The organism is Pseudomonas sp. MF6767 (assembly GCF_016405475.1).
GTDB lineage: Bacteria > Pseudomonadota > Gammaproteobacteria > Pseudomonadales > Pseudomonadaceae > Aquipseudomonas > Aquipseudomonas paracarnis.
Genome location: NZ_JAEKCY010000009.1, coordinates 67,673 through 93,037, shown reverse-complemented (window position 1 = coordinate 93,037; position 25,365 = coordinate 67,673). Strand labels below are relative to the sequence as shown.

Sequence of the window (25,365 nt, the reverse complement as noted above, 5' to 3'; positions counted from 1 at the left end):
CGGACTTGCATTTACTTCGCACGCCTCTGGCATTTTCTGACTCGCGCGAATTGATACGGGGGCTGGCCGCAAGCGGGGCGCCCCGTATAATGCCGCCATCGCCACTGGTATGGATTAACGGATTGCATATGACTGAACAGCGCCCTATTGCGGTCCTGGGAGGCGGAAGTTTTGGTACCGCCGTGGCTAACCTGCTGGCCGAGAACGGTCACGCGGTGCGCCAGTGGATGCGCGACCCCGAGCAGGCCGAAGCCATTCGCGTGCATCGCGAAAACCCTCGTTACCTTAAAGGTATCAAGATTCATCCCGCCGTCGAGCCGGTGACCGACCTGCTGGAAACCCTCACGGCCTGCGACCTGTGCTTTGTCGCGCTGCCTTCCAGCGCCTTGCGCTCGGTACTGGCGCCACACGCCGAACGCTTGGCCGGCAAGTTACTGGTCAGCCTGACCAAGGGCATCGAAGCCCACACCTTCAAGTTGATGAGTGAAATCCTCACCGAAATCGCCCCTCAGGCGCGCATTGGCGTGCTGTCCGGGCCAAACCTTGCGCGGGAAGTCGCCGAGCACGCGTTGACCGCCACCGTGGTCGCCAGTGAGGACGAGGCTTTGTGCGAGCGCGTCCAGGCCGTGTTGCACGGCCGTACCTTCCGGGTCTACGCCAGCGGCGATCGCTTCGGCGTCGAATTGGGCGGGGCCTTGAAAAACGTCTACGCGATCATTGCTGGCATGGCCGTGGCCCTGGGCATGGGCGAAAACACCAAGAGCATGCTGATTACCCGCGCACTGGCCGAGATGACACGTTTTGCGGTGAACCAGGGCGCCAACCCGATGACCTTCCTCGGCCTGGCGGGCGTAGGGGACTTGATCGTCACCTGTTCTTCGCCCAAAAGCCGCAACTACCAGGTCGGGTTCGCCTTGGGCCAAGGGCTGAGCCTGGAGGAAGCGGTGACGCGTCTGGGCGAAGTGGCCGAGGGGGTCAACACCCTCAAGGTCTTGAAGGCCAAGGCCCAGGAAGTGGGCGTGTACATGCCGCTGGTCGCCGGCCTGCATGCGATCCTGTTCGAAGGGCGCACCCTGAACCAGGTCATCGAGCTGCTGATGCGGGCCGAGCCCAAGACCGATGTCGACTTTATTTCCACCAGTGGTTTCAACTGAGGAACGCGTCATGAACGATCCCAAAGCTGCCCCCCCATACGAGTCGATTGTCTTGCGCATCCTGTGGATGCTGGTGTTTGCGCTGGTGTGGCAGGTAGCCCAATTCCTGCTCGGTGCGCTGGTGGTGGTGCAATTGGTTTACCGGCTGATCTACGGCGCACCGAACCTGGGCCTGATGAACTTTGGCGACAGCCTCAGCCAGTTCCTGGCGCAGATTGGCCGCTTCGGCAGCTTCCACACCGAACAAAAGCCCTGGCCGTTCGCCGATTGGCCAACCCCACGCGCCCCCGAAGGCGAAGCGGCCCACAGCGTACCGCCGGCACCGCACCCGGTACGTGATGAAGAGCCGAAGCTATGAAAGTATGGATTCTGCGTCACGGCGAGGCCCAAGCGCATGCGCGCACGGACGCCGAGCGCAACCTTACCGAGCATGGGCGTGCTGAAGTATTGCGCAGTGCTGCGCACCTGATTGGCCAGCCCTTGGGCGCCATCATTGCCAGCCCTTATGTTAGGGCGCAGCAGACGGCGCAGTTGGTGCGCGATGTGCTGGGGTTTGAGCCTGAGATCCGCACGGTGCCGTGGCTGACGCCCGATGGGCATGTCCAGCGAGTGCTGGAGAAACTCGACACCGATGACAACGTGCTGTTGGTTAGCCACCAACCGCTGGTGGGTAGCCTGATCAGTTTTCTGCAGCATGGGCATCAGCGCCAGCCACAGCCGATGTACACGGCCAGCCTGGCGGAGCTTGAGGGTGACTTTCCGTTGGCTGGCTTGATGAGTCTGGTGGATGTGAAGAATCCTTAGGCATCGTGCGACGCTGTGGCGAGGGAGCTTGCTCCCGCGACGGCCTGCCAGCCGGCGCCTATCTCGCTGACGCCTCGCGATCCAATTGTGGGAGCTGGCTTGCCTGCGATGACGGCCTGCCAGCCGGCGCTATCTTGCTGACGCCCCGCGATCCAATTGTGGGAGCTGGCTTGCCTGCGAAGGCGGCCTGCCAGCCGACGCCTATCTCGCTGACGCCCCGCGATCCAATTGTGGGAGCTGGCTTGCCTGCGAAGGCGGCCTGCCAGCCGGCGCCTATCTCGCTGACGCCCCGCGATCCAATTGTGGGAGCTGGCTTGCCTGCGAAGGCGGCCTGCCAGCCGACGCCTATCTCGCTGACGCCCCAACGATTCCACTGTGGGAGCGGGCTTGCTCGCGAAGACGGCGTCACAGTCGACACCGTTATACCGAGTACATATCCATTCCTGCGGTAACGGCCACTTAGGGTTCCGCCCTGAACGGCGGGTCACTTTGGCAAAGCCGGAATGCCGGCCCAGCCCAAAGTAACCAAAGGGCTCTTGCCCCACCACTCGGCACCTCGCCCAGGCTCGGTGTGCCCGTAATCCGCCAGTGATTTGGGGGGGCGCCTAAGATCGAGAGCAGATCAAGAGCGTCTCGCTTCGCATCGTGGTTAGCGGCAGGCCGTTTCCTTCTCCTGTGCTATACAGTCAACCAAGCAAGTGCTTGGTTGGCTGTATCTTGGATCACAAAGGAGCGCGTCCCATGCCTGTCGCTTTTCGTTTGCCGTTGCAGGTCTTCTTCGAGCGTGAAGCGCGGCACCCGCGCAAAGTCTTCCTCGTTCAGCCCATCGGCGGCGGTGAGGTGCAGGCCCTCACCTGGGGCGAGGTCGGCCACCAGGCTCGTTGCGCCGCGCACTGGCTGCGCGCGCGGGAGTTGCCCCAGGGCTCGCATATTGCCTTGATTTCAAAAAACTGCGCCCACTGGATCATCGCCGATCTGGCGATCTGGATGGCTGGGCACGTGTCGGTGCCGCTTTATCCCAACCTCACCGCGGACTCAGTCGCCCATGTGCTGACTCACTCGCAGGCGCGGTTGGCGCTGATCGGCAAGCTGGATGATTGGTCGGCGATGGCGCCTGGCGTTCCTGTGGGTGTGCCGACTATCAGTCTGCCGCTGTGCCCTCCTGAAGAGACTTTCGATTTCAGTTGGGCGGACCTGCAAGCCTGTTCACCGATCCAGGACAACCCGCTACCGGATGCCGCCAGCCTGGCCACTATCATCTACACCTCCGGTACGACCGGCCTGCCTAAAGGGGTGATGCACAGTTTCGGCGCCTTGGGGTTTGCTGCCTCGGGCGGTACTGAGCTGTTTGGCCTGGGGGAGGGCGACCGGTTGCTGTCGTACCTGCCGCTGTGCCATGTGGCGGAGCGGATGTTTGTAGAAATGGCGTCGATCTATACCGGGCAAACCGTTTTTTTCGCCGAGAGCCTGGAAACCTTCCTCACCGATCTGCGCAGGGCGCGGCCGACGGCCTTGTTTGGCGTGCCGCGCATCTGGACCAAATTCCAACTGGGCGTCTACGCCAAAATCCCGGAAAAGCGCCTCGATACCCTGTTACGCCTGCCTTTTATCGGCAAACGCGTCGGCCATAAAATTCTCGCCGGCCTGGGGCTGGATGCGCTGCGCATCGCCCTGTCCGGCGCCGCGCCGGTGCCCGAGGCGTTGCTGCGTTGGTATCAGCGCCTGGGCCTGGATGTGCTGGAGGTGTACGGCATGACCGAAAACTGCGGCTATTCCCATGTGTGTCGCCCAGGTGGGCAAACGCTCGGTTGGATCGGCCAGCCCTGCCCAGGCGTGCAAGTGCGTATCGACCCGTCAGGCGAAGTGCAGGTACACAGTGGCGCGACCATGTTGGGCTACTTCAAGGACCCGCAGAAAACCGCGGATACGCTCACCGCAGATGGCTTCCTGCGCACGGGTGACAAGGGCGAGCAGGACGCGGACGGTCGCCTGCGCCTGACCGGACGTCTCAAGGAAATCTTCAAGACCAGCAAAGGCAAATACGTAGCCCCGGCGCCGATTGAAAACCGCCTGGCCGAACATGCACGTATTGAACAGGTGTGTGTGGTCGGCGAGGGGCTCAGTGCGCCGATAGGGCTGTGCGTGTTGTCGGCACCCGGCGAGGACCGCCAATCCCTCGGCGGTGGTCTTGAACGCTGGCTGGCACAGGTGAACGCAGGCCTGGACAAGCACGAACGCATGGGGCAATTGGTGGTGGTGAAAGACCAATGGGCGGTGGAAAACGGTTTTCTCACGCCGACCTTGAAGATCAAACGCAACGTGATCGAGTCGACGTACGGGCCACAATTGCAAGCATGGAGCGCACGCGCCGAAACCGTTTTGTGGCAGGATTAGGGCCGTAATAAAACCAACAAGGACAACCGTATGAGCCTGTGGCGTACCCAACCGAATATCGAACACCTCAACGCGATCCAGAAAAACACCATCGGTGAAATGCTGGATATTCGTTTCGAAAGCTTCGACGACGAATCCCTTACCGCCAGCATGGTGGTCGACCACCGCACCCATCAGCCCTACGGCCTGCTGCACGGCGGCGCCTCGGTGGTGCTGGCCGAAAGTGTCGGCTCCATGGCCGCCTACTTGTGCATTGATGCAAGCAAGTTCTATTGCGTGGGCCTGGAGGTCAACGCCAACCACCTGCGCGGCGTGCGCAGCGGCCGGGTGACGGCGGTGGCCAAGGCTATTCATATCGGGCGCACTACCCAGGTGTGGGACATCCGCCTGAGCAGCGACGAGGGCAAGGCCAGTTGTGTCTCGCGCCTGACTATGGCCGTGGTGCCGCTGGGTGAACAACCGCCGGCGCGATAGGCGTGGCGTGAGTGTCATCATTCCTGGCAGTTACAGTCATTGCTGTAGGGGCCGGGCATGGTGACAATCCCCCTCTGTTTTTGTTGATGGAACCTGTATGTCGCAGCACGTGTTTTTTACCCACGCCAATGGCTTCCCTTCGGCCACCTACGGCAAGCTGTTTGCCGCCCTGGCCCCGGAATATGCGGTGGCCCATCTGCCGCAGCATGGTCACGACCCCAGGTTCCCGGTGGATGATAACTGGCAGAACCTGGTGGACGAGCTGATCCATCATCTGGAGCAGCAGCCAGAGCCGGTATGGGGCGTGGGCCATTCCCTGGGTGGCGTGCTGCATTTACACGCGGCCATGCGCTGCCCGCACCTGTACCGGGGCGTGGTGATGCTGGATTCGCCGGTGCTCACCCGCGCAGACCGCTGGGTGATCCGCGCTGCCAAGCGCTTTGGCTTTATCGACCGTCTCACCCCGGCTGGGCGCACGCTTGGCCGGCGCGAAGAATTCACCGACCTGGACACCGCGCGCAGCTATTTCGCCGGCAAGACCCTGTTCCGTGGCTTTGACCCCGATTGCTTTGACGCGTACCTGCAACATGGCCTGCAGCAAGTGGGCGACCGCCTGCGCCTGCGGTTCGACCCAGCCACCGAAATCAGCATCTATCGCGGCGTGCCCCACACCAGCCCGGGCCAGGTGCGCCAGTTGAAGGTGCCGCTGGCCGTGGTGCGTGGCCGCCAGAGCCGGGTGGTGATGCGTCACCATGCCAGCGGTGTTGACCGCTTGCCCATGGGCGAAATGCTCACCATGCCCGGCGGCCATATGTTTCCCCTCGAACGCCCTCAGGACACTGCTGCCTTGATCAAGACCCTGTTCGCCCGCTGGCAGGCCCGTGAGCGCAGTTGCGCATGAGTACGCCCGTCGAAGAGGTACGCCTGAGCCTGCCGCACATCGAACTGGCCGCGCATCTGTTCGGGCCCGAGGACGGCCTGCCGGTAATTGCCCTCCATGGTTGGCTGGACAACGCCAACAGCTTTGCGCGCCTGGCGCCCAAGCTGCGAGGGTTGCGCATCGTCGCCCTGGACATGGCGGGGCATGGGCATTCGGCGCACCGCCCGGCTGGCGCCGGTTATGCCTTGTGGGATTACGTCTATGACGTGCTGCAGGTGGCTGAGCAACTGGGCTGGAAACGTTTTGCATTACTTGGCCACTCCCTGGGCGCCATCGTCTCTCTGGTATTGGCCGGGGCAGTGCCGGAGCGGGTGACATACCTGGGCCTGATTGACGGCGTGATCCCACCGACCGCCAGCGGCGAGAACGCGGCCGAGCGCCTGGGCATGGCGTTGCAGGCGCAATTGAGCCTGCAGGACAAGCGCAAGCCGGTCTACAACAGCCTTGATCGAGCGGTCGAGGCGCGGATGAAAGGCGTGGTCGCGGTCAGCCGTGAAGCAGCGCAGCTCCTGGCCCAGCGCGGTTTGATGCCCGTACCGGGCGGTTATACCTGGCGCAGCGATAGCCGCCTGACCCTGGCGTCGCCGATGCGCCTGACCGACGAACAAGCCATGGCCTTCGTGCGAAGAGTCGGGTGCCCTACCCAGTTGGTGGTCGCGGCTGACGGCATGCTGGCGAAACATTCCGAATTGCTTTCTCAGCTACCCTTCACGGTTACCACGCTGCCAGGCGGCCATCATTTACACCTGAATGACGAGCCCGGTGCGGCTCTTGTTGCAGACTGTTTCAATCGGTTCTTCTCCACGCCTTGACTTGGCGGGGTCAACTGCCGAGGCTGGGCGGATTGAAAGGGAGTCAACCATGAACACACTCGATATCGCTGTGACCAACATTGGCCAGGGCTCACTGATCCGATGAGCCTGGGTAAAGGATGTATCCGTGCCCTGGGCCTTTGTTGTTTCAGCCCCCTGGTATTTGCCGCCGATCTGCCCGGCAGCCAGGATCTAACGGCGGTAGCCCGTCAGGTTGATGCGCAAATCGTCGATTACCGCCCCGCTGAAGACAAGGAACGCATTTACCCCATGGGCGCGATCCGCAAGATCAGCGGCCAGTTGCGTTATGAAGGCCAGGCCATCGCACGCGGCCCAGCCACTGCAATCACCTATGAATTGCCCGCCGAACACAGCTCCAGCGCCGCCTTTACCGCAACGCGCGAAGCTTTGCAGGCCAAGGGTGCGCAGTTGTTGTTCTGGTGCAAGGCCCGCGATTGTGGCGAAAGCAGCCTGTGGGCCAACGAAGTGTTTGGCAACGCCAAGCTGGTGGGCGCCGACGGCCAACAGGAATACCTGCTGCTACGCCTGGCCGCCCCGCAGGACAATTCCCTGGTCGCGCTGTACGGGATCACACGTGGTAACCGCCGCGCCTACCTGCATGTGGAGCAACTCGACGCCAGCGCGCCCTTGGGCGAGCTGCTGCCCACCTCGGCGACCCTGCTGCGGGAACTCAAAAGTACCGGCGAGCTGGATTTTCCCGCGCTGGGCGCCGAGCCTGACGACACCTGGCTGACCTTGATATCCCGAGCCTTGAACCTCGACACCACCCTGCGCGTGAGCCTGAGCGGGCCGCAGGCCGAGGCCTGGCGCCAGGCGCTGGTGGAGAAGGGCGTGCGCACCGCCCGTCTGGAAACCGGCACCGGTGAAACCCAAGGGCTGCATCTGCATCTGATACGCTAAGCACCACAGGGCGAACGGACCCGTGCCGTTCGCCTAAGCTCTCTTCCTACAGCCTTCTTTTCGAGATACCCGATGCTCAATAACGATCGCCTGCTGGTGCAAATCCTGCTGCTGGTGCTGTTTGGTGCCAGCTTCTGGGTCATGGCGCCGTTCTGGTCGGCGCTGTTCTGGGGCGCGGTGCTGGCATTTGCCAGCTGGCCGCTGATGCGTTTGCTCACCCGTTGGCTCGGCGGCCGAGAATCCCTGGCCGCTGGCATCCTGACGTTGGGGTGGATGTTGCTGGTGGCGGTGCCATTGGTATGGCTTGGGTTCAACCTGGCTGACCATGTGCGTGATGCGGTGGCGCTCATCAAGGACATCCAGGTCGACGGCTTGCCCGAGGCGCCGACCTGGTTGGGGTCGATCCCCTTCGTAGGCGAGCGCCTGGTGGCGACCTGGGACAGCATTGATCAACAAGGCGCGGCGCTGATGGTGAGCATCAAGCCGTACCTGGGCCAGGTCGGCAATTGGTTGTTGGCGCGCAGTGCGCAAATTGGCGGCGGCATTCTTGAGCTGACCCTGAGCCTGGTCTTCGTATTCTTTTTCTACCGTGACGGGCCGCGCCTGGCGATGTTTGTGCACCGCCTGTTGGAGCGCCTGATTGGCGAGCGCGCTGGCTATTACATCGAACTGGTGGCCGGCACGGTGCAGCGGGTGGTCAATGGTGTGATCGGCACCGCTGCGGCCCAGGCGCTGCTGGCCCTGATCGGCTTTCTGATCGCTGGCGTACCGGGCGCGCTGGTGCTGGGTATCGTGACTTTCCTGCTCAGCCTTATTCCCATGGGGCCGCCGCTGGTGTGGATTCCGGCCACGGCGTGGCTGGCTTGGAAGGGCGATTACACCTACGCGGTATTCCTGGGCGTATGGGGCACGTTCGTGATCAGCGGCGTGGATAACGTGCTCAAGCCGTACCTGATCAGCCGTGGCGGCAACCTGCCGTTGGTGATTGTGCTGTTGGGTGTGTTTGGTGGGTTGATAGCGTTCGGGTTTATCGGCCTGTTTATTGGCCCGACGTTGCTGGCGGTGGCCTACAGCCTGTTGACAGACTGGAGCGCGAGCCAGGCGCAGGTGCGCCGTGAAGACAAACCGTGTAACTGATGGGTGTACCTAACTGTGGTGCGCCGCGGTACTTGTGGGAGCTGGCTTGCCTGCGATAGCGGTGGGCGAGCCAGCACTTCATCGACTGACACTGCGCAATCGCAGGCAAGCCAGCTCCCACATTTGGATCGCGGCGCGTCAGGTAAATGGGAGTGCTTAAACCCTCGGCAACCACATCACCGCCGTCAACCCACCGCCCGGTGTATCTTCCAGGCTCAGGTGGCCGCCGAGTCGCTCGACGGCCTCCCTGGCAATGGTCATCCCCAAACCGACCCCTCCGGAATTGCGGTTGCGCGAACCCTCCAGGCGAAAGAACGGCTCGAACACCGCTTCGCGCTTATCGGCGGCGATTCCCGGGCCGTGGTCGATCACCCGTATCACCAGGGCGCCACGGCTGTCAGCCAGTTCTACCCGGGCGGTGCCAGCATACCGCAGGGCGTTGTCGATCAAATTGTTCAGGCATGAGCGCAGCGCCATCGGCTGTACCTGCAACGGTGTACAGGTGCCGGAAAATTTCACGTCGCGGCCTTGGTCCTGAGCGTTTTCACTCAGGGATTCCACCAATGCCTGAACGTCGAGCCAATGCCGTGTCTCGCTGGTGCGCTGTTCGTGCAGGTAGCTCAAGGTGGCATCCAGCATGCCGATCATGTCGTCCAGGTCTTGGCGCATCTGGCCTTGCAACTTGGGGTCTTCGATCTGTTCCAGGCGCAGCTTGAGGCGCGAGAGGGGGGTGCGCAGGTCATGGGAGACTGCGCCGAGCATGCGGGCGCGCTGGCTGACTTGTTCGCGGATGCGCTTTTGCATCAGGTTGAAGGTCGAGGCCGCCTGGCGTGCTTCGCGAGGGCCGGATTCCAACAGGGGCGGGCTGTCGAGGTCGACGCTCAAGCGCTCGGCCGCCGCGCTCAGGCGCTGGATCGGCCGGCTCAGCAGTTTGGCGCCGTACCAGGCGGCGATGATCAGCGAGATAAATTGAAATGTCAGGGGTACCACCGGGCCGCCAAACCAGGGGCGAGGCGTCTTGTGCAAGGGCGTGAGACTGCCGTCCGGTTGTTCGACGAACGCCGCGCGGGGCGGTGGCGGTGGGCCGTAGTGGTGGAACCAGAAGAACGCCAGCACGTGGGCCAGCACAATCGCCACCAGCAACAGGCCGAACAGTCGCCCGAACAGCGTATTGAAGGGCGCGCGCATCAACCGATATCCCGGGCGTCGAACAGGTAGCCTTCGCTGCGTACGGTCTTGATCAGTTGCGGAGCCTTGGGGTCATCCCCCAGTTTCTGACGCAGGCGCGACACCAGCAAGTCGATGCTGCGATCAAAGGCCTCGATAGAGCGCCCACGGGCCGCGTCCAACAGCTGTTCGCGGCTCAGCACACGGCGTGGGCGTTCGATGAACACCCACAACAAACGAAACTCGGCGTTGGACAACGGCACCACCAGGCCATCATCGGCCACCAACTGGCGCAGCACGCTGTTCAGGCGCCAATTGTCGAAACGGATATTGGCCCGCTGTTCGGTGCGGTCATCACGCACCCGGCGCAGGATTGTCTGGATACGCGCGACCAGTTCCCGGGGTTCGAACGGCTTGGACATATAGTCGTCTGCCCCCAGTTCCAGGCCGATGATGCGGTCGGTGGGTTCGCAGCGGGCGGTGAGCATCAGGATCGGAATGTCCGACTCGGCGCGCAGCCAGCGGCACAATGTCAGCCCGTCTTCGCCCGGCAGCATCAGGTCGAGCACCACCACATCGAAGGTCTCCGCTTGCATGGCTTGGCGCATGGCGGTGCCGTCGGTGACGCCTGAGGCGAGAATATTGAAGCGTGCCAGGTAGTCGATCAGCAGTTCGCGGATCGGCACGTCGTCGTCGACAATCAGCGCGCGGGTGTTCCAGCGCTTGTCTTCGGCGATCACCGCGTCTTTTGGCGCTTCGTTTACAGGGTCGCAAGGGGTATGCATAGCGAGGTCATCTGCCTGGTTGTGGCTGTCAGCATAGGCGCCCAGTTCCAGGGCTGGAAGTGCTGGGCGGGCGGTCATGTGCGCGAGGCTAGCCGGACGGCGTATTGAGGGCATGTCGTGAATGTATCGGCGCTGAAACAATCACTCTGAATCGCCGGTATTGGGCGCTTGATCGGTATTTACCGATCATCGGATCCCGCAACGGCGCTGCTTGCGCTACAATCCGCGCCGATTTCGACTTGCCTGAGAGCCCATTCCAATGTCCGTCTGCCAGACTCCTATCATCGTCGCCCTGGATTACCCCACCCGTGACGCCGCACTGAAGCTGGCTGATCAGTTGGACCCCAAGCTTTGCCGGGTCAAGGTCGGCAAGGAACTGTTCACCAGTTGCGCGGCGGAAATCGTCGGTACCCTGCGTGACAAAGGCTTCGAAGTGTTCCTGGACCTGAAATTCCATGACATCCCCAACACCACGGCGATGGCCGTCAAAGCCGCGGCCGAGATGGGCGTGTGGATGGTCAATGTGCACTGCTCCGGTGGCCTGCGCATGATGAGCGCCTGCCGCGAAGTGCTGGAACAGCGCAGCGGCCCAAAACCGTTGTTGATCGGTGTAACCGTGCTCACCAGCATGGAGCGCGAGGACTTGGCGGGCATTGGCCTGGATATCGAGCCGCAGGTTCAGGTGTTGCGCCTGGCAGCCCTGGCGCAGAAAGCCGGCCTCGACGGCCTGGTGTGCTCAGCCCTGGAAGCCCAGGCCCTGAAGAACGTTCACCCCTCGCTGCAACTGGTGACACCGGGTATCCGTCCTACCGGCAGCGCCCAGGATGACCAGCGCCGCATCCTGACCCCACGCCAGGCCCTGGATGCGGGCTCGGATTACCTGGTGATTGGCCGTCCGATCAGCCAGGCGGAGGATCCTGCCAAGGCGTTGGCAGCGGTCGTCGCCGAGATCGCCTGATTTTTAGAGCGGCAAAAATGTGGGAGCTGGCTTGCCTGCGATAGTATCAACTCGGTATCACTTAGAGACCGAGTTGCTTGCATCGCAGGCAAGCCAGCTCCCACATCTGTTTTTTTGGTGTGTCAGCTGACTTTGAGCACCAACTTCCCGAAGTTCTCGCCATTGAACAGCTTCATCAGCGTTTCCGGGAATGTCTCCAGCCCTTCGACAATATCTTCCTTGCTCTTGAGCTTGCCCTGGGCCATCCAGCCGGCCATTTCCTGACCCGCCGCCGCGAAGTTCGCCGCGTGGTCCATCACCACAAAGCCTTCCATGCGCGCACGATTGACCAGCAATGACAGGTAGTTGGCCGGGCCTTTGACCGCTTCCTTGTTGTTGTACTGGCTGATTGCGCCGCAAATCACTACGCGGGCTTTGAGCGCCAGGCGGCTGAGCACGGCGTCGAGAATATCGCCGCCGACGTTATCGAAATACACGTCCACGCCTTTGGGGCACTCGCGCTTGAGGGCGGCGGGCACGTCTTCAGTTTTGTAGTCGATGGCGGCGTCGAAGCCCAGCTCATCCACCAGGAACTTGCACTTTTCGGCGCCACCGGCGATCCCCACCACGCGACAGCCTTTGAGCTTGGCGATCTGCCCGGCGATGCTACCCACGGCACCGGCAGCACCGGAGATCACCACGGTGTCACCGGTTTTCGGGGCGCCGGTCTCCAGTAGGGCAAAGTACGCCGTCATGCCGGTCATGCCCAGGGCGGACAGGTAGCGGGGCAGAGGTGCCAGCTTGGGGTCCACCTTATAGAAACTACGGGGCTCGCCGAGGAAGTAATCCTGCACGCCCAGTGCACCGTTCACGTAGTCCCCCACCGCGAAGTTCGGATGCTTCGAGGCAATCACCTTGCCTACGCCCAGGGCGCGCATCACTTCGCCGATGCCTACTGGTGGGATGTAGGACTTGCCTTCATTCATCCAGCCACGCATGGCCGGGTCGAGGGACAGGTATTCATTGCGCACCAGCACTTGGCCGTCCTGGGGTTCGCCCACTGGCACTTTCTGGTAAGTGAAGGTCTCTCGCGTGGCGGCACCGACCGGGCGTTTGGCGAGCAGAAATTGGCGGTTGGTCTGGGCGGTCATGGCAAGGACTCTTTAGAAATGGAACATGAGTGATAGACCCTCAGTGGCAGAAGGGCAAGGGTGTGCAAAGCAGGCGAATGCCCGGTAATAGGCTTCGCTGATAATCAGCCGGGCGGCTTTATCACTGCGATTCATGCAGCGCCAACCGGCCTTCTGATAGTGCTGACGCACGGCTGCGGGCGTTGGCTAGACTCGCTCCACCGTTACTAACCCCCACAGGACAGTTCCCATGAGCATGACGTTTTCCGGCCAGGTCGCCTTGGTGACCGGCGCCGCTGCTGGTATTGGCCGCGCCACCGCGCTGGCATTCGCCGCCGAAGGCTTGAAGGTGGTGGTCGCGGACCTTGATGTGGCAGGAGGCGAGGGCACTGTGGCACTGATCCACCAGGCCGGTGGCGAAGGGATATTTGTGCGCTGCAACGTCACGCTCGACACGGACGTGCAGCAATTGATGGCACAAACCGTCGCCACCTATGGGCGCCTGGACTACGCCTTCAACAACGCCGGCATCGAGATCGAAAAGGGCAAGCTGGCCGACGGCAGTCTTGATGAATTTGATGCCATCATGGGGGTTAACGTCAAAGGCGTGTGGCTGTGCATGAAGTATCAGTTGCCGTTGCTGTTGGCCCAGGGCGGTGGGGCCATCGTCAACACCGCATCGGTGGCGGGGCTGGGGGCGGCACCGAAGATGAGCATCTATGCGGCGTCCAAGCATGCGGTGATTGGCCTGACCAAATCGGCGGCCATCGAGTACGCGAAGAAGAAAATTCGCGTGAATGCCGTCTGCCCGGCCGTGATTGATACCGACATGTTTCGTCGCGCCTATGAGGCCGACCCACGCAAGGCTGAGTTTGCCGCAGCCATGCACCCGGTGGGACGCATTGGCAAGGTTGAGGAAATCGCCAGCGCCGTGTTGTACCTGTGCAGTGATGGCGCAGCGTTTACCACCGGTCAGGCCCTGGCGGTGGACGGTGGCGCGACGGCGATCTAGGACCGCGCTTGGCACGCTGTTTGAAAAGAGCGCGGGGTGATGTGGGGCGTTTCCATAGCTGGCAGAGTGCCGTGGCTGAATATGTTTCCGAAGGTAAATAATCTAATAAAATCAATACTTTAATAAAACTTGGCGACCGGTTTTACCAGGCTTCTGTGCTTAACTGTTTTGGGTTAACAGACAGTTTAAGTGAGTGGCTCATGGATTTAGGGATCGATCGACAAGCCCTGGTACCGGTTGTTCAGCAGATCGTCGGCGCGGTGGCAGAATGGATTCGCAAGGAGGGGGTGAGCCCTGGCACACGCTTGCCGTCCATTCGCCAATTGGCCCTCGATAACCTGCTGAGCCAGTCCAGCGTGATCGAGGCATTCGAGCGCTTGGTGGCCCAGGGGCTGCTGGCTCCCAGGCAGGGTTCGGGGTTCGTGGTGGCGCATCCCGCCACGGCCCACGAAAACCATTGGTATGAAGGTGCGGAACAAGGCTGGGGTGCATTTACCGATAGCCCGCTGGGCGAGCTGAAGTTGGGCTGCGGTTGGTTACCCGACACTTGGCGCGAAAGCGATGACATCAGCTACGCGATCCGTGAACTGAGCCGCACCGACACTGGTGGCCTGTTCAACTACAGCACACCCTTGGGGCTGCCGGCGTTGCGCGAACAACTGCTCAAGCGCCTGACGCAGATTCACGTGCCCGCCAGCCTGGACTGTATCCTGACCACCCATGGCGCCAGCCATGCCCAGGACCTGCTGATACGCACGTTGCTCAAACCCGGTGATGAGGTGGTGGTCGAAACACCCGGGTATGGCAATCTCTACCGCCAACTGGCCTTTCGGGGGGTCACGCTGCTGCAAGTGCCACGTGCCCATGGCGGCCCGGATATCCCGGCATTGGAAGCGCTGCTGCAAACCCATCGGCCCAAGTGCCTGTTCATCAACAGCCTGTATCACAACCCCACCGGCACCAGCCTGTGCCGCCCGGTGGCGGAGCGGTTGTTGGAGCTGGCCCGCGAACTCGACTTCCTGATTATCGAAGAGGATGTGTACGGCGACCTGCAGCATGCCAGTTGCACGCGCTTGTCAGCGCTGGCCCATGATGATCGGGTGATCTATGTGTCGAGCTTTTCCAAAACCCTGAGCAGCGCCCTGCGCGTGGGTTACCTGTGTGCCAGTGCTGCGATCATTACGCAATTGGCCCAGCTCAAGACCCTGACAGGCATCGGCACTTCACGGTTTGCCGAAGCCATGGTGGCGACGTTGCTGAGTAACGGCACTTATCGTAAGTGGATGCAGCGCCTGCGCAAGCGCTTGAATGCGCAGATGGCCGCCACGTTGCAGGTACTGGAGGATGAAGAGTGGCAGGTATTTGCCGCACCCGCGGGCGGTATGTTCCTGTGGGCACGACCAGGCATGGCCGACCCCTCGCGATTGCAAGCCTGCGCCCAGCGGCTGGGTGTGTTGCTGTCGCCCGGCGCATTGTTCAGCCCCACGGGTGAGCGCAGCGAATGGTTACGCATCAATGTGGCCTACGCGGCTGATCAACGCGCATTGACGCTGTTCCGAGCCATGGGCGCGGCAAGATCGACCTCGACCATTCTGAAAACGACGCGCATGTAGCTTTTTGCCATTATTCCGGCGCCAGCGGCTTGTGCTCAGTGCCTCGGGGTTGCGAATCTCGCTGCTTGTAAACCTGGCTTATGGCATTTGCCATTGCAAGAGGATCAAGTGCAATGATTTCGGGCGTGCAACGACGTTTCGCCAACCTCGGTATGGCAAAAAAACTCGGCTTGGGGTTTACCCTGGTACTGCTGTTGACGGCCTTGGTAGCGGCCATCGGCGTGTGGTCCCTGCAGACCATCGGCCAGCGCTTCGAAGGCCTTACGTCGATGTCGACGCTCAACAGCGACCTGCTCAAGGTGCGCTTGATCGAGCAGGACTATGCGTTGCACGCCGACCCCAAGGCCGTTGATGCCCTGCATGCCAGTGTCGATGCGCTGCTGGCCCAGGCCACGCGTCTCAAGGCTCGGTCTGCCAGCAACGAGCGAGTGATGGGTGACGTTGAGCAAGCCTTGGTCGCCTATCGCCAGGCATTCGATGAGTTCGTCGAGTTGACCCAGACCAAGGACCTCGCCCTGGAAATGGCCAGTTGGTCGGTGTCCAGCGTGGCCAATAACCTGGATGTGCTGCAAGCCGGGCTGGCGGACGACGGTGCCTATGGCCTCAAGGAAAGCCAAGGCAAGGAGGGCGCGGAGTTTATCGAGCAGGCGGGGCAGGTCAGCCAGGTGTCGCGTCTGATGTTGCAGGCCATGAACGAAGCGCGGGTGCGCCTGGATCAGAGCCGCAGGGCGGACGCAGACGACGCCGGGCAGGGCAAGATCGAGCAAGCCGACCAGGCCCTGGCTGAAGTCGAGACACTCAAAACCACGGTCAAGGACCCCGGCTACCAGACCGTGCTCAATGAAGTCTCCGGGCATATCGCGTCGTTCAGTGACAAGCTCGGCGAATACACCGGGCTGTTGGCCCAGGAAAAAGTGGTCTACACCCAGTTGCATGACCGCGCCGAGCAAGTGGTGAATCGAGTCAACCAGGCGTACGCCGCCGAAGACCAGTCCATGCAAACGCAGTTGCAGCACAGCACGCTGCTGATCATCGGTTCATCTGCCCTGGCGCTGCTGGTGGGCTTGATCGCTGCATGGGTGATCACCCGCTTGATTGTTGCGCCGTTGCGGGCGGTGATCGCCGTGGCTCAGCAGATCGCCTCGGGTGACCTGAGTGGGCGCATGGAGATCAGCCGGCGTGATGAAATCGGCCAGCTGATGCAGGCGATGCAGCAGATGGGCAACAGCTTGAGCCAGATGGTCAGCGGGTTGCAGGCGGGGATCGAACAGCTCGCCAGCTCCGCGCATTCATTGTCCAGCGTCACCGAGCAAACCACTGCCGAAGTCAGCAACCAGAAGGACGAAACCGAGCAAGTCGCTACGGCGATGAACCAGATGACCGCCACGGTGCACGATGTGGCACGCAATGCCGAGCAGGCTGCCCAAGCCGCACAGACCGCGGATGCCAAGGTCGATAGCGGCCAGCAGGTGGTGCGCATGAGCCTGCAGCGTATCGAGTTGCTGGCCACATCCAGCAACAGTGCCAGCGCCAGTATCGAAAGCCTCAGCGCGCAAATCCAGAATATAGGTACCGTCTTGAGCGTGATCCAGAGCGTGGCCGAACAGACCAACTTGTTGGCTTTGAACGCTGCGATTGAGGCGGCGCGTGCTGGTGAGCAGGGGCGTGGCTTTGCAGTGGTGGCCGATGAAGTGCGGGCATTGGCCAAGCGCACCCAGCAATCGACCGAGGAAATCGAACGGCTGGTCAGCACGCTGCGCAGTGCGGCGCAGTCCTCGGTGCAGCAGATCCAGCAGAGCGGCGAGTTGGTGAAACTGGCGGTCAGTGATGCGCTGGAAACCGAAGGGGCCTTGGGCAGCATTGCGGCGGCTGTTTCATTGATCCAGCAGATGAACCAACAGATCGCCGCCGCAGCCGAGGAGCAAAGCTCGGTGGCCGAAGAGATCAACCGCAGCGTCACGAGTATTCGGGCGAGTGCCGATCATTCGGCGTTGAGCATGCAAGGCAATGCCGCCTCGAGCATCCAGTTGGCGCAGTTGGGCGCGCAACTCAAGGGGATGGTGGGGCATTTCCACCTTTGATCGCAGCGTAGGCGCTGCGATCTGAGGGCGGGGCGATCAGGCGTGGTTGGCGAGGAAGGTCAGCAGCGCCTCGTTGACGAAATCCGGGTTCTCGCGGCTGGAGATATGCCCGGCTTCGGGGATCAGGATCAGGCTGCAACCGATCAGGTCGGCCATTTCCTCGGACTCGGCGGGTGGCCGGGGTTTGTCCTGCTCGCCGCACATCACCAGGGTGGTGTCGGAGTCCAATGCAGGTAAGTGCGCCAAGATGTCTTCGCGGCTGAAGATCAGGCGGCCCAGCGGCACGATACTGTCCAGCAAGCGTTCTCTGGGGAAGTCTTGCAGTGACTGGCGAAAATCCCGGTACAGCGCGGATTCGCGGTCGATGCCCGGGCGGAAGAAGATCGGTGCGATCACATCCAGCAACGGTTCGGGGATCGCCCCGGCGTCTTCAATCATCTTGAACAGCGAGAAATAATACTGGCGCGTTGCTTCGGGTTCGGCCCCGAGGTAGGTGTCCATCAGCACTACGCTGTTGATGCGCTCGGGAGCCTGCAATGCCAGGCGTGCGCCCCACATGCCGCCGACCGAGAGGCCCACCAGGTTGGCTTGCTCGATACTCAGATGATCCAGCAACGCCAGGGCCTGGCGGGCGAGGTCATCCAGGGAATGGGTGGGTGCTGGCAACGGCCCGGACTCACCGTGGCCCCACAACTCGGGGACGATCACGCGGTATTGCTGCGACAGCGCTTCAATCTGCGGCGCCCACATGTCGCTGGCCCACAGGTAACTCGAACCCAGTAGCACGACAGGGCCGGCGCCCTGGTCGATATAGTGCAGCGGTTGTCCATCAATCACGGCGACAGGCATAACAGGCCTCTAATTTCACGGAGTGAGGGGCACTTTTTTACGCTAGTCGGGAGCGGGGGGATAGGTGCACATTGATGGCATGTGATGATTTCACTGTGGGAGCTGGCTTGCCTGCGATGAAGGCCTGCCAGCCGATGCTCACCTACCTGACACCCCACAATCCCACTGTGGGAGCGGGCTTGCTCGCGAAAGCGGTGTGTCAGTCAACATCAATGTTTGCTGGGCCGACGTCTTCGCAGGCAAGCCACCACCTTTGATCTTCGTTGCTATGAGCATTGCGTTCGCGTTGCCATCAATCGTAGATCGCTTTCTTCTTCCACTCGGCGTCGGCATCGACGACTTTCAAGCCCTCGGTCAGCTCGTTGACTTCGTCCTCGGCCGGCTTGCTGTTGGTCAGCACTGTGGAGTTGGCGCGCGCCAGTTGGGACTCCAGCAGTTGCAACTGGGCGCTGTAGAGCACCGGCTCCGGTTGTTTGCGCAGGTACTGCACGCCGCGCTCGAACGCCAGGCGTGCCTGGCCGGGTTGGCCTTGCAGCAGGGCGTGCTGGCCGAGGTTGTTGAAAAACTCGATATGCAGCAGCACCAGGATATGACGGATTTCCTTGATCCAGTGCTTGGCCTCGTTGGTCGGCAGGAAGCCATCCTGGGCGGCGCGGGTGACTTGGCCGTGCAGGGCTTCGAGCAAAAAGCGCACGTCCTTGGCCTTGGCTTCGGTCTGGATCGGGGCCGGTGGGTTGGGCACCGGAATCGATTCGCCTTGGGCGATCAGCGCATTCAGTTCGTTGATGCGGGCCTTGAGCGGTGTGCTGGACTTGTTGAGGTTCAACAGGCGCTGGTTGACGTTCAGTTCCAGGCGAGCCAGCAACAGCTTGAGCGCTGGGGTCATCAGTTGGCCGGGGAAGGTCTCGGTGATTTCACCGCAGCGACGCAGCCGATCGTTAAGCTCGATCTCGGTACGCTTCTTTTCCAGCTTGTTGTTTTCCACCACGTGGTTCATGTAGCCAATGGCGATCAGTATTACGATCCCGGCTATTACCAGCAGGGTGATCATGAGTGGTGTCACCGGTGTGACCTCTTTAATAGGGTGTGCTGTGGAGTGTAGTGACTGGGTCATCCGGCGGATAGGACCGATCGACCAGTTGCCCAGGTGATTTCTTCTATATAGGTAGGCGCTTCCTGAATGGATGCACATTGCCATCATTTGTCAGGGTGAACTATAGCGTCTTGTCGAACGCCAGAATATAGGCGCCAAGGCTCGGACGGTGCCAATGCCCGCGAAGGCCGTGAAACCATGGCGAAGTCATTGATTTAAATAAATTTATCCTTGGGGGTTGACGACCTTTCAATCCATCCATAGAATGCGCGCCACTTACAGCGTAAAGCACACAGCGAAACGCGGTAGGGAGTGAATGTTGTAGGTGTGTCCCCTTCGTCTAGTGGCCTAGGACACCGCCCTTTCACGGCGGTAACAGGGGTTCGAGTCCCCTAGGGGACGCCATATGCGGGAATAGCTCAGTTGGTAGAGCACGACCTTGCCAAGGTCGGGGTCGCGAGTTCGAGTCTCGTTTCCCGCTCCAATTTACAAGCAGTGTGGCCTTCGGGCGGCATTGAGTGAAACCAGGACCAAGTCTTCGGACAAGGCCTCTGGGCACTGGAACACACACCATGTGTTTCAGTAGCGTGTCCCCTTCGTCTAGTGGCCTAGGACACCGCCCTTTCACGGCGGTAACAGGGGTTCGAGTCCCCTAGGGGACGCCATTTGCGGGAATAGCTCAGTTGGTAGAGCACGACCTTGCCAAGGTCGGGGTCGCGAGTTCGAGTCTCGTTTCCCGCTCCATATTTAACGAAAACGCCGATCAGTGATGATCGGCGTTTTTGTTTGTGCGCAATTTACTTCGCCAGCGCACCACCCCGTTCAAAGCGTCGAAGGGATCTCTTGCCGTGGCATGAAAAAACGCGCAAACAGTTCGGACTGAGATTTGATATTCAGCTTGCTGTAGATGTTGCGGCGGTGGACCTTGATGGTTTCTGTCGACAGCGACAGCTTGCCGGCGATCTCTTTGTTGGAGAACCCACTGAGGAGTAACTTGAGCACGTCCTTTTCACGTGCCGTTACTTGTGTTTCCAACTGAGTAAGTGCCTCGGCCCATGGGGCCGGCTCGGCGAGGTTTTTCGTCGGGTCAGTTTCAAAAAACATGCGTTGATGCATCAATGCCGTCACCCACGGCTTGATCAGGTCCAATACTGTTATCTGCGCCTGGGTGAATCGCAGGTTGCTGCCAAACGACATGCACAGCGTTGTGCCAGCATCGAGCCGTACATTGTATTGCGCCTCATCGACCGAGATGTATTGCGCGAAATATTGTTGGTAGTACTCGGTTTCCCGGAAGTGTTCCGGCGCAATATCGAGCAGATGGAAGAACCCGCTCTGTGGGTTTTCTCGATCAGCGATATAGAACGGGTCCAGCAGATACAGGCCTTTCACATAGCGGTGAATAAAGGCGTCGATTTCTTCGCTGTCTGCTACTTCGGGCAGGCTGATCACGCGCACCGCGTGGTCGCCAAAAACCAGCACCACCCAATTGTCTATCTGCACATATTCATTCAATACGCGAATCAACGAACTCCAGAACTCCGGGCGATTGAGCTGCATGATCAGTTTTCCAACCGATCGGTGCCAAGCCAGGCTATGAAGGTCAAGCGACATGTTCTACCCCTTTAGGGTTAGGGCTTTGCAGGCCAGAGCTAAGTACTTGTAGGTATTTACTATTCGTTGATGCTCGGTATATTCACCCCGAGCTTACGATAGCCATGAAGGCGTGTCGTGTGGACAGGGATAGTCATATGAGTCGAGCACACTTGCGAGCTATTTTTTTAGCTTCGCTCCTGGGGGCTGCAACCAGCACGCCCGCAGCCGCCGCTGAATCTTCGGTGTATCTGTATAACTGGTTCGGGTTTCTTGAACCGCAGACGCCCAGGCAATTCCAGCAGGAGACCGGCATCAAGCTGCATATGGATGCTTTCGACAGCGCCGAAATCATGCAGAGCAAGGTCATGGCTGGGCGCACCGGCTATGACCTGGTCGTGGCCACCTCCAATGTATTACCCGGCTTGATCAAGGCTGGGGTGCTGCAGCCGCTGGATCGCGCGCAGTTGAGTAACCTTTCGCACACCGACCCTGACATCCTCTCCCTGCTGGCGGTCAATGACCCAGGCAATCGCTACGCCGTGCCCTATGTCTGGGGTACCACTGGCATTGGCTACGACGTGGATAAAGTCAAGGCGGCGCTGGGCGATGACGCCCCGGTGGATAGTTGGGACCTGATCTTCAAAGAAGAAAACATCAGCAAGCTCAAGTCTTGTGGCGTAGCCATGCTCGACTCCCCCAGCGAAATCATTTCGATCGCCTTGCACTACCTGGGGTTGCCCAGTAACAGTACCGATCCAGAGGATTACCAGAAGGCCCAGGCGCTGCTGTTGAAAATCCGTCCCTATGTGCTCTATTTCGACTCGTCCAGAATCGACGCCGACCTGGCGGACGGCAATATCTGTGCAGTCGTCGGCTGGGCCAATGGTGCGCTGGCCGCTCAGGCGATTAATGAAAAGTCCAACAGCGGCCGCAAGATTGCCTACAGCCTGCCGCGCGAAGGCGCCTTGGTCTGGTCTGAAAACTGGGTGTTGCTCAAGGATGCTCGCCACCCAAAGGCCGCTCTGGCGTTCATCAACTACATGCTGCAGCCGCAGGTGATAGCCAAGACGTCCAACTACATGCTCTATCCCAACGCCAACAAAGATGCCACTGAGTTCGTCGAGCAAAAGTTGCGGGATAACCCTTGGATTTATCCCGATAAAAAGACCATGGCCACACTGGTTCCGCTTGAGCCCTTGCCGCTGAAGGCGGAGCGCATTCGCACACGGGTCTGGACCAAGGTCAAAAGCGGTACGTGACGGGGTCGGGGAGGGAGACAGCATGCGCCAGGGTCGTGATCAGCGTTATTTAGAGTCGGACGACTACAAGGCCTACAAAGAGATTGAAGAACAGATCGGCCTCTGTACGCCAGAGCAAGCCTGGGCCATGTATTACGTTTCGACGGGCATGGTGCGTGAAAACATTACCCTGGCCGTGATGGAGCACATTGGCCGGGGCAATCGTGCCCTGTTGCTTGAGTTTCCAGACCTGGTGCGAATCGCAGGGCGTGACGCTGAGCCGGGGGAGATCGCCTCCAACTGGCCTCTGCTGCGAAGGCGTCGTCGGTAAGTCTACTCTGCTTATCTCTGGAGGGGCGAGGTGCAGGCGGTTGTAGGTTATTATTGTGAGGCTTGTAGGGAAAGTCTGTGTTTTTTGTGGGGGCGATACCTTTTCGCCCTGTGCTCTCTACTCTGGCCACCCATTCTCCTTGTCCACTTCAGAGAACTGACCGGATGCTTCAACTCGATTTCTATTCAACCCTCGTTGCCGCTTCACTGGTGCTATTGCTGGGGCGCGGGCTTGTGGCTCGCATCGGCTTCTTACGTACCTACAACATTCCGGAACCAGTAGCCGGTGGCCTGTTGGTCGCCATGCTGCTCCTGGCGTTGCGCGCGTTTGCCGATATCGAAGTACGCTTCGATCCTTCATTGCAAACCCCGTTGATGCTGGCGTTCTTTGCCACTATCGGTTTGAACGCCGATTTTGCCAGCCTGAAGAAAGGCGGGCGGATCCTGGCGGTGTTTCTGCTGGTGGTAACGGGCTTGCTGGTGGTGCAAAACGCCATGGGTATCGCGCTGGCCTCGGCGCTCGGGCTTGACCCATTGATGGGCCTGCTTGCGGGCTCGGTGACCTTGTCCGGTGGGCATGGCACCGGTGCGGCTTGGGGCGCGGTGTTCAGTGAGCAGTATGGCGTGGCGTCTGCGTCTGAATTAGCGATTGCCTCGGCGACCTTTGGCCTGGTGCTCGGTGGACTGATCGGCGGGCCCGTGGCGCGTTTTCTGATCAAGCGGGTCGAGGTTCCAGGTATTGGGCAACCGCAATCGAGCCTGGCCAAGGGGTTCGAGCAACCGAACGAAGAGCGCCTGATCACCGCGTTTTCGTTTATCGAGACCCTGGCGCTGGTGGCGATCAGCCTGCAGGGCGGCAACTTGTTGAATGCCGCCATCCAAGGCACCGCTTTCGAACTGCCGACGTTCGTGTGCGTATTGTTCGTCGGTGTGGTGCTGCGCAATGGGCTGTCGATGCTCGGCTGGCATCAGGTGTTCGAACGCGAAGTCTCGGTGCTGGGCAATGTCAGTTTGTCGTTGTTCCTGGCGATGGCGCTGATGTCACTCAAGCTCTGGGACTTGGCGGCACTGGCTTTGCCCATTGTCGTTCTGCTGGCCGCACAGGCATTGCTGATGGCGCTGTTCGCGATTTTCGTGACGTTCCGGGTGATGGGCCGCAACTACGATGCGGCGGTGCTGGCGGCAGGCCATTGCGGCTTCGGGCTAGGCGCCACGCCTACGGCGATTGCCAATATGCAGGCGGTGACGCAGCGCTTCGGGCCTTCGCAGATCGCGTTTCTGGTGGTGCCGATGGTGGGCGCGTTCTTCATCGATATCGCTAACGCGGTGGTGATCAAGTTGTACCTGGCGCTGCCATTTCTAGGGGCCGCAGGGTAAGTTTTTCAGCGCCTGCCCATGGCGTTCATCGCCCGGGCCAGGCGCTGAGTGGCTTGCTGGATTTCGTCCCGGTCGAGGGAGGCAAAGCCCAGGCGCAGCGCGTTTACCGGTTGGTCGTTGGGGGAAAACTGACGACCACTGCGCACCACAACGCCGTGGTCCAGTCCAGCGCTTGCCAACTTATCGACGTCTATTTCTTCCTCGAAACGTACCCATAGCGCCAAACCACCCTCGGGCTCGCGCACTTGTATGCGAGCACCAAACGCCTGATCCAGGCAATCTTGCAATACCGTGCGGCGCGCCCGATATTCTTTCGACACGCGGCGCAAATGCTTCTTCAACTCCCCCTCATTGATCAGGTCTGCCAGCATGGCTTGAGCGACCGCGTCGGTATCGCCCAGCATCAGCGCGGCATTGCGTTGCAGGGCTTCAATCACAGAGGTGGGCGCCACGATATAGCTGCAGCGGAACGTCGAGCCCAGCACCTTGGACAACGAGCCGATGTAGAGCACATGGCGTTGGGCGCGGTCACTGGCCAGCGGCAGGTAAGGGCGGCCACTGAAATGGTATTCGTGGTCGTAGTCCTCTTCGATAATGCAGAAGTCATGCAGCGCGGCCAACGTCAGCAAGTGCTGCCGGCGTGCAGCGTGCAAGCTCACGGTGGTGGGGAATTGGTGATGAGGCGTGAGGTAAATCATGCGCACCTTGTGCTCACGGCATAAGCGCTCGATCTGGTCGGTGCGGCAACCTTCATCATCAATGTCGACCGTGACCAACTTCGCCCCGAGCTTGCGGAAAATTTCCCATGCCGGTGGGTAGCTCAGACGTTCCACCAGGACCACGTCGCCGGGCTTGAGCAGCAGGCTGGCGCTCAGGAACAGGGACATCTGGGTGCCCTGGGTCAGGCAGATATTTTCGGCAGTGACCGTCAGCCCACGGTTGTTGCGCAGCATTTCGGCCAGGGCGCAGCGCAAGTGATAGCCGGTGCCTTCGCTGCCGTAGCGCACGGTATTGGAGACAAAGCTGTTGCGCAGTGCATGGCGATAGTAACGGTGCAGAACTGCCTGGGGCAGCAGGCGGTGGTCGCTGGTGCCGTTGTCGAAAAACAGCGCATCGCGCCGATGCTGTAGAGCGACCACTTGGGCATTATGGGTGAAATAGGGTACCAGCGGTTGCTCCAGTAACGGCGGCGCGAATGACGGTTGCGTAACGCTGGGCAGGTGTTTGAGTGTCAGCTTTACATTGACGAAGGTGCCACGGCGCGGCTCGCTGGTCAGCCAGCCCTTGGTCATGGCTTCTTCGTAGGCCAGGATCACCGTCTTGCGGTTGACGTCGAGCAAGTGTGCCATTTCCCGCGTGCCCGGCAGTAACGTCCCGGGCGGCAGGCGGCCTTCGAGGATGGCATTGACCAAGCCTTCGGCGATCTTGCGGTAAGTCGCCTGGCTTGCACCTTCTTCAAGCCGGAGCAGTGGACGCCATTTACGCATCTGGACCATCTGAAGTATCCAAATCTGGAGGTTT

Annotated in this window: 23 protein-coding genes, 4 tRNA genes and 1 pseudogene; 21 read left to right on the top strand and 7 right to left on the bottom strand. The window is 60.7% G+C overall.

Features of this window, described 5'->3' with window-relative positions:
• Nucleotides 1-128: 128 nt before the first annotated feature.
• From JFT58_RS16130 to JFT58_RS16090, 9 genes are all read left to right on the top strand, one after another.
• Nucleotides 129-1,154, top strand: coding sequence for an NAD(P)H-dependent glycerol-3-phosphate dehydrogenase (locus JFT58_RS16130; RefSeq protein ID WP_034127205.1), 1,026 nt, complete (start codon nucleotides 129-131; stop codon nucleotides 1,152-1,154).
• A 10-nt stretch (nucleotides 1,155-1,164) separates the two neighbouring features.
• Nucleotides 1,165-1,512: a DUF4389 domain-containing protein gene (locus JFT58_RS16125; RefSeq protein WP_054899024.1), complete on the top strand. Its 348-nt coding sequence runs from the start codon at nucleotides 1,165-1,167 to the stop codon at nucleotides 1,510-1,512.
• Nucleotides 1,509-1,958, top strand: a complete 450-nt coding sequence (gene sixA / locus JFT58_RS16120; protein WP_072448129.1) for a phosphohistidine phosphatase SixA — start codon at nucleotides 1,509-1,511, stop codon at nucleotides 1,956-1,958. The genes JFT58_RS16125 and sixA overlap by 4 nt, the downstream gene beginning before the upstream one ends.
• Before the next feature lie 741 nt (nucleotides 1,959-2,699).
• The gene (locus JFT58_RS16115) at nucleotides 2,700-4,352 is read left to right on the top strand and encodes an AMP-binding protein (RefSeq protein WP_054898845.1); all 1,653 of its coding nucleotides are present in this window, start codon (nucleotides 2,700-2,702) and stop codon (nucleotides 4,350-4,352) included.
• Between the two features lie 30 nt (nucleotides 4,353-4,382).
• Nucleotides 4,383-4,826 carry a hotdog fold thioesterase gene (locus JFT58_RS16110; RefSeq protein WP_014717751.1) on the top strand — a complete coding sequence of 148 codons (444 nt, stop codon included), beginning with the start codon at nucleotides 4,383-4,385 and terminating at the stop codon, nucleotides 4,824-4,826.
• Between the two features lie 97 nt (nucleotides 4,827-4,923).
• A complete protein-coding gene (locus JFT58_RS16105; RefSeq protein WP_044273029.1) occupies nucleotides 4,924-5,727 on the top strand; it encodes an alpha/beta fold hydrolase in 804 nt (267 codons plus the stop codon).
• Entirely contained in the window at nucleotides 5,724-6,578 is an 855-nt protein-coding gene (locus JFT58_RS16100; RefSeq protein WP_054898846.1) for an alpha/beta hydrolase, read from the top strand. Before JFT58_RS16105 ends, JFT58_RS16100 begins: the two co-directional genes overlap by 4 nt.
• 102 nt (nucleotides 6,579-6,680) lie before the next feature.
• Nucleotides 6,681-7,499, top strand: coding sequence for a DUF4892 domain-containing protein (locus JFT58_RS16095; protein ID WP_054898847.1), 819 nt, complete (start codon nucleotides 6,681-6,683; stop codon nucleotides 7,497-7,499).
• Nucleotides 7,500-7,571: 72 nt separating this feature from the next.
• Complete coding sequence (locus tag JFT58_RS16090; RefSeq protein WP_003190063.1) at nucleotides 7,572-8,636, top strand: AI-2E family transporter; 1,065 nt, start codon at nucleotides 7,572-7,574, stop codon at nucleotides 8,634-8,636.
• Nucleotides 8,637-8,792: 156 nt separating this feature from the next.
• Here the strand turns inward: JFT58_RS16090 and JFT58_RS16085 are convergent, their stop codons facing one another.
• Entirely contained in the window at nucleotides 8,793-9,824 is a 1,032-nt protein-coding gene (locus tag JFT58_RS16085; protein ID WP_054898848.1) for a sensor histidine kinase, read from the bottom strand.
• Nucleotides 9,824-10,588 carry a response regulator gene (locus tag JFT58_RS16080; protein WP_198834419.1) on the bottom strand — a complete coding sequence of 255 codons (765 nt, stop codon included), beginning with the start codon at nucleotides 10,586-10,588 and terminating at the stop codon, nucleotides 9,824-9,826. The genes JFT58_RS16085 and JFT58_RS16080 overlap by 1 nt, the downstream gene beginning before the upstream one ends.
• A 259-nt stretch (nucleotides 10,589-10,847) precedes the next feature.
• On the opposite strand from JFT58_RS16080, the gene pyrF reads away from it, so the two are divergent.
• Nucleotides 10,848-11,546, top strand: a complete 699-nt coding sequence (gene pyrF, locus JFT58_RS16075; RefSeq protein ID WP_054898849.1) for an orotidine-5'-phosphate decarboxylase — start codon at nucleotides 10,848-10,850, stop codon at nucleotides 11,544-11,546.
• Between the two features lie 122 nt (nucleotides 11,547-11,668).
• Here pyrF and JFT58_RS16070 read toward each other — a convergent pair whose 3' ends face one another.
• The gene (locus JFT58_RS16070) at nucleotides 11,669-12,676 is read right to left on the bottom strand and encodes an NADP-dependent oxidoreductase (RefSeq protein ID WP_054898850.1); all 1,008 of its coding nucleotides are present in this window, start codon (nucleotides 12,674-12,676) and stop codon (nucleotides 11,669-11,671) included.
• Between the two features lie 229 nt (nucleotides 12,677-12,905).
• On the opposite strand from JFT58_RS16070, the gene JFT58_RS16065 reads away from it, so the two are divergent.
• From JFT58_RS16065 to JFT58_RS30800, 4 genes and pseudogenes are all read left to right on the top strand, one after another.
• Nucleotides 12,906-13,667, top strand: coding sequence for an SDR family oxidoreductase (locus tag JFT58_RS16065; RefSeq protein WP_003190072.1), 762 nt, complete (start codon nucleotides 12,906-12,908; stop codon nucleotides 13,665-13,667).
• A gap of 200 nt (nucleotides 13,668-13,867) precedes the next feature.
• A complete protein-coding gene (locus JFT58_RS16060) occupies nucleotides 13,868-15,280 on the top strand; it encodes an aminotransferase-like domain-containing protein (protein WP_054898851.1) in 1,413 nt (470 codons plus the stop codon).
• 80 nt (nucleotides 15,281-15,360) lie between these two features.
• Nucleotides 15,361-16,503 (top strand): annotated as a pseudogene (locus JFT58_RS30805) (HAMP domain-containing protein); the annotation flags it as partial.
• Nucleotides 16,480-17,361 (top strand): methyl-accepting chemotaxis protein, encoded by an 882-nt coding sequence (locus tag JFT58_RS30800; protein WP_373456467.1) that lies wholly within the window; start codon nucleotides 16,480-16,482, stop codon nucleotides 17,359-17,361. The pseudogene JFT58_RS30805 and the gene JFT58_RS30800, both read left to right, overlap by 24 nt.
• A gap of 36 nt (nucleotides 17,362-17,397) precedes the next feature.
• Here the strand turns inward: JFT58_RS30800 and JFT58_RS16050 are convergent, their stop codons facing one another.
• On the bottom strand, nucleotides 17,398-18,210 hold the full coding sequence (locus tag JFT58_RS16050; RefSeq protein ID WP_054898853.1) for an alpha/beta fold hydrolase: 813 nt from the start codon (nucleotides 18,208-18,210) through the stop codon (nucleotides 17,398-17,400).
• 292 nt (nucleotides 18,211-18,502) lie between these two features.
• Entirely contained in the window at nucleotides 18,503-19,273 is a 771-nt protein-coding gene (locus JFT58_RS16045) for a hypothetical protein (RefSeq protein WP_034127216.1), read from the bottom strand.
• 359 nt (nucleotides 19,274-19,632) lie between these two features.
• On the opposite strand from JFT58_RS16045, the gene JFT58_RS16040 reads away from it, so the two are divergent.
• The 4 genes from JFT58_RS16040 (at nucleotide 19,633) to JFT58_RS16025 (ending at nucleotide 20,047) form a co-directional block, all read left to right on the top strand.
• A tRNA-Glu gene (locus tag JFT58_RS16040) sits at nucleotides 19,633-19,708 on the top strand.
• 3 nt (nucleotides 19,709-19,711) lie between these two features.
• Nucleotides 19,712-19,787 (top strand) — tRNA-Gly (locus tag JFT58_RS16035).
• Nucleotides 19,788-19,892: 105 nt separating this feature from the next.
• A tRNA-Glu gene (locus tag JFT58_RS16030) sits at nucleotides 19,893-19,968 on the top strand.
• A 3-nt stretch (nucleotides 19,969-19,971) separates the two neighbouring features.
• Nucleotides 19,972-20,047 (top strand) — tRNA-Gly (locus JFT58_RS16025).
• A 78-nt stretch (nucleotides 20,048-20,125) separates the two neighbouring features.
• Here JFT58_RS16025 and JFT58_RS16020 read toward each other — a convergent pair.
• Nucleotides 20,126-20,917, bottom strand: coding sequence for a helix-turn-helix transcriptional regulator (locus JFT58_RS16020; RefSeq protein WP_054898854.1), 792 nt, complete (start codon nucleotides 20,915-20,917; stop codon nucleotides 20,126-20,128).
• A 137-nt stretch (nucleotides 20,918-21,054) separates the two neighbouring features.
• Here JFT58_RS16020 and JFT58_RS16015 point away from each other — a divergent pair, with 137 nt between their 5' ends.
• The 3 genes from JFT58_RS16015 to gltS all read left to right on the top strand — a co-directional run bounded on the left by JFT58_RS16015 (nucleotide 21,055) and on the right by gltS (nucleotide 23,844).
• Nucleotides 21,055-22,158, top strand: a complete 1,104-nt coding sequence (locus JFT58_RS16015) for a polyamine ABC transporter substrate-binding protein (protein WP_054898855.1) — start codon at nucleotides 21,055-21,057, stop codon at nucleotides 22,156-22,158.
• A 22-nt stretch (nucleotides 22,159-22,180) separates the two neighbouring features.
• The gene (locus tag JFT58_RS16010; protein ID WP_054898856.1) at nucleotides 22,181-22,468 is read left to right on the top strand and encodes a hypothetical protein; all 288 of its coding nucleotides are present in this window, start codon (nucleotides 22,181-22,183) and stop codon (nucleotides 22,466-22,468) included.
• 164 nt (nucleotides 22,469-22,632) lie between these two features.
• Nucleotides 22,633-23,844, top strand: coding sequence for a sodium/glutamate symporter (gltS, locus tag JFT58_RS16005; protein ID WP_034127220.1), 1,212 nt, complete (start codon nucleotides 22,633-22,635; stop codon nucleotides 23,842-23,844).
• Nucleotides 23,845-23,849: 5 nt separating this feature from the next.
• Here gltS and pdxR read toward each other — a convergent pair whose 3' ends face one another.
• Nucleotides 23,850-25,340, bottom strand: a complete 1,491-nt coding sequence (gene pdxR, locus JFT58_RS16000; protein WP_198834413.1) for a MocR-like pyridoxine biosynthesis transcription factor PdxR — start codon at nucleotides 25,338-25,340, stop codon at nucleotides 23,850-23,852.
• Nucleotides 25,341-25,365 lie beyond the last annotated feature (25 nt).